This is a genomic window from Nocardia farcinica, from assembly GCF_029867845.1.
Lineage (GTDB): Bacteria > Actinomycetota > Actinomycetes > Mycobacteriales > Mycobacteriaceae > Nocardia > Nocardia farcinica_A.
The window spans coordinates 1-4,234 of sequence record NZ_JARWRU010001281.1; the positions used below are offsets into that span (position 1 = coordinate 1).

The window sequence follows — 4,234 nt, forward strand, 5'->3', positions numbered from 1 at the left end:
GCCCGGGCCGGGGGGGCCCGGGGGGCTGGGGTTCCCGCGCTAAACCCCCCACGGCGGGGTGCGCGTGTAACCCGGCCGTCGGCGTCTGAAAGATCTCCGGTTCGTCAGGAGGTCGCGGCCGCCCGGTTCACCGCCGAGACCACCGCGCGCAGCGAGGCGGTGGTGATGGAGGTGGCGATGCCGACGCCCCAGACCACCTTGTCGCCGATCGCGCACTCCACGTAGGCGGCGGCCTGCGCGTCGTCACCGGCGGACATGGCGTGCTCGGTGTAGTCCAGCACCCGCACGTCGAAGCCGACCGTGGCGATGGCGTCGACGAACGCGGCGAGCGGGCCGTTGCCCTGACCGGAGATCTCGTGCTCGACGCCGTCGACCTTGACCACCGCGGTGATCGCGTCGACGCCGCCGTCGGTCTCCGAGGCGGTCACCTTCTGCCGGATGCGCTCGAGCGGTCGGATCGGGGCCAGGTACTCCTCGTGGAAGAGGTCCCACATCTCCTTCGGGGTGACCTCGCCGCCCTCGCCGTCGGTGTGGCGCTGCACCGACTGGGAGAACTCGATCTGCAGCCTGCGCGGCAGCACCAGACCGTGGTCGGTCTTCATGATGTAGGCGACGCCGCCCTTGCCCGACTGCGAGTTGACCCGGATGACGGCCTCGTAGGTGCGGCCAACGTCCTTGGGGTCGATCGGCAGGTAGGGCACCTCCCAGGTGATGTCGGCCACGTCGGCGTTCTGCGCGTCGGCGACGGCCTTCATCGCGTCCAGGCCCTTGTTGATGGCGTCCTGGTGGCTGCCGGAGAAGGCGGTGTAGACCAGGTCGCCGCCGTAGGGATGGCGCTCGTGCACCGGCAGCTGGTTGCAGTACTCGACCGTGCGGCGGATCTCGTCGATGTCGGAGAAGTTGATCTGCGGGTCGATGCCGCGGGAGAACATGTTCATGCCGAGGGTGACCAGGCAGACGTTGCCGGTGCGCTCGCCGTTGCCGAACAGGCAGCCCTCGATGCGGTCGGCGCCCGCCTGGTAGCCCAGTTCGGCCGCGGCCACCGCGGTGCCGCGGTCGTTGTGCGGGTGCAGCGACAGCACGATCGAGTCGCGGCGGGCCAGGTTGCGGCTCATCCACTCGATCGAGTCGGCGTACACGTTCGGGGTGGCCATCTCGACGGTGGCGGGCAGGTTGATGATCAGCGGCTTGTCCGGGGTGGGCGCGATGATCTCCGATACCGCGTCGCACACCTCCAGCGCGTAACCCAGCTCGGTGCCGGTGTAGGACTCCGGGCTGTACTCGTAGCGCCAGTTGGTGTCGGGATAGCGCTGCTCGATCTCCAGGCACAGCGCCGCCGCGTCGGTGGCGATCTTCTTGACCTGCTCGCGGTCGGCGCGGAAGACCACCCGGCGCTGCAGGATGGAGGTCGAGTTGTAGAAGTGCACGATCACGTTGGACGCGCCGGCGCAGGCCTCGAAGGTGCGCTCGATCAGTTCCGGGCGCGACTGGGTCAGCACCTGGATGGTGACGTCCTCGGGGATCGCGTCGTCCTCGATGATCTCGCGGACGAAGTCGTAGTCGGTCTGGCTGGCCGAGGGGAAGCCGACCTCGATCTCCTTGTAACCCATCCGCACCAGCAGGTCGAACATGCGGCGCTTGCGGGCCGGGCTCATCGGGTCGATCAGCGCCTGGTTGCCGTCGCGCAGGTCCACCGCGCACCACGCCGGGGCGCGGTCGATGACCTTGTCCGGCCAGGTGCGGTCGGGCAGCGTGATGGGCTCGACCTCCTCGGCGAAGGGCCGGTACCGGTAGGTCGGCATCGAGGAGTTCTTCTGCTTGTTCCAGGCGGGCTGGTCGGCAGGAGCCGGCTTCGAGGGGGCGCTGATGGTGCGCGTGCCGGAGACGAAGGCGTCAGCGGGTGACATGCGATTCTCCAGGGTGTGATGGAGGATGGTGGAATCCCAATGGTTGGGTCGACCGGCGCGGCGAAACCCCGCGACGGGAGCCGGTCCGATCAGAACCCGTCGCGGCGGCCGAGAAGAAGAGCCCGCTGCATGATGCTGCCAGTCTAGCGCCTCGTCCCCTCGTTGCGAACGCCCGGGTGCCGATTGCCACAGGTGTACTCGCGGGCCGTTAGCCTCGCTGATCATGACCTGGCTCGAACAACTGGCGATCCTGGCGGCCGGTGTGGCCGCGGGCGGCATCAACACCATCGTCGGGTCGGGCACCCTCATCACGTTCCCCGCGCTGCTGGCCTTCGGGCTGCCTCCGGTCACCGCGAACGTGTCCAACACGGTCGGACTGGTGCCCGGGTCGATCAGCGGCGTCATCGGCTACCGCCGCGAACTGGCCGGGCAGCGCGGCAGGCTGCTGCGGCTCGGCTCGGCCTCGCTGCTCGGCGGCATCACCGGCGCTCTGTTGTTGCTGTGGCTGCCCTCGGACGCCTTCGACGCCATCGTGCCGGTGCTCATCATCGCCGCGCTGATCCTGGTGGTGGTGCAGCCGAGGCTGGCGGCCTGGGTGAAGCGGCGGCGGGAGGAGAACACCGACGCCGGTGTCGAGGCGCCGAAACACGGCGGGCCGGTCCTGCTCGGCGCGGTCTACCTCACCGGCATCTACGGCGGCTACTTCGGCGCCGCCCAGGGCGTGCTGCTGCTCGGCCTGCTCGGCGTGCTGGTGCACGAGGACATCCAGCGGCTCAACGCGGTGAAGAACGTGCTCGCGCTGCTGGTCAACGCGGTCGCCGCGGCCATCTTCATCATGGTGGCCGAGGTGAACTGGGTGGTGGTCGCGCTGATCGCGGCCGGGTCGATCGTCGGCGGCCAGCTCGGCGCCAGGGTCGGGCGCAAGCTGCCGCCGAACGTGCTGCGCGCGGTCATCGTCGTGGTCGGCACCATCGCGGTCGTGCGACTGCTGATCACCTGAGAGTCCGACTCCATGAGAGTCTGGCCATGTCAACGTCGCCGACATGAGGTCGATCCCCGATGAGCTCCACCCAGACGACCCCGACCGGACACGTGCCGGATCTCCACACCGAGGATGACGACATCCCTGCCCGCCGTGACACAGGATGTGCACGTGCGTAGATGCAGGAGCGCGCTGGTGGCCCTGGCGGTGCTCGCCCTGGCCGCGGCGACGGCCGGATGCGGGCCGTCGGTGCGGGAACAGACCGTGCCCGCGCGGCTGGCCGCGGCCGCCGACGCCGCGCCGACGCCGGAGCTGGACTGGACCGATTGCGAGGACGAGCGGCTCGGAGGGTACCGCTGCGCACTCGCGACCGTCCCGCTCGACTACAGCCGACCCGAGGGGCCGACCATCGACATCGCGGTGGTCAAGCAACCGGCGTCCGACGCCGACCGCCGGGTGGGCACGCTGTTCGCCGCGGCGGGCGGACCGGGCGATTCCGGGCTGGACTGGGCGCGGCGCGGGCCGCTGTTCACCGGTGAGATCAGCCGCCGCTTCGACATCGTCACCTTCGACCAGCGCGGCGTGGGCGCCTCCGCGCCGGTCAAGTGCTTCGCCGACGAGGCCGAGCAGGTGCGCTTCTGGCAGAACCTGGCACTGCCGCCGCGCACCGCCGAGGAGCAGGCCGCCTCGGCGCTGGCCGGCCGGGTCTACGCCGAGGGCTGCGCGCGCCACAGCGGAGAGCTGCTGGCCAACCTGACCACCGTCGACGCCGCCCGCGACCTGGACCTGCTGCGCCGGGCCGTCGGCGAGGACATGCTCACCTTCACCGGCGGCTCCTATGCCACCTACCTCGGGCAGGTCTACGGCGCGCTGTTCGGCGAGCGGGTGCGCGCCATGCACCTGACCTCGCTCATCGACCCGAAGGCCTACAGCGCCGACACCATCGGCCAGGTGGCCGCCACCGCCGCGGGCACCGAGGAGGTCTTCGAGGAGTTCCTGCGGCTGTGCGTGGGTGCGGGCGCGCAGGGATGCGCCTTCGCCGCCGACGCGCGCGGCGAGCAGGCCGGGAGCGAGCCGACCGGGGCGGCGCCCTCCGAGGAGACCGGGCCCGGCACGGCACCACCTCCACCACCCTCACCGGATCAGGCGCCACCCCGTCCACGGCGCCGTCATGGACGACGGTGTTCCTCAGCGCCAGCAGTGGATGGGCGTTTGCGGGGCGCCGGCTTCGGCCACGCCTGCCGCATCACGCCGGAGCCCCGGCAGGTTCCGCGGCCCCCCCAACGCCGGGACCCCCTTGCAGGCCGCGTGCTAGCGGCGGGTCGTAAACCCCCACCGCCCGAAG

Annotated in this window: 3 protein-coding genes; 2 read left to right on the top strand and 1 reads right to left on the bottom strand. The window is 70.8% G+C overall.

Annotated features, from left to right (window positions below; all coding sequences use genetic code 11):
• Nucleotides 1-104 precede the first annotated feature (104 nt).
• Nucleotides 105-1,907, bottom strand: coding sequence for a 2-isopropylmalate synthase (gene leuA, locus QH283_RS28660; protein WP_280506053.1), 1,803 nt, complete (start codon nt 1,905-1,907; stop codon nt 105-107).
• A 223-nt stretch (nt 1,908-2,130) separates the two neighbouring features.
• Between leuA and QH283_RS28665 the strand changes: the two genes are divergently transcribed.
• Together QH283_RS28665 and QH283_RS28670 are read left to right on the top strand one after the other, a co-directional pair.
• On the top strand, nt 2,131-2,907 hold the full coding sequence (locus tag QH283_RS28665; RefSeq protein WP_280506054.1) for a sulfite exporter TauE/SafE family protein: 777 nt from the start codon (nt 2,131-2,133) through the stop codon (nt 2,905-2,907).
• Between the two features lie 153 nt (nt 2,908-3,060).
• Nucleotides 3,061-4,234, top strand: a 1,174-nt coding sequence (locus tag QH283_RS28670) for an alpha/beta fold hydrolase (RefSeq protein WP_280506055.1), incomplete at its 3' end; no start/stop codon positions are given.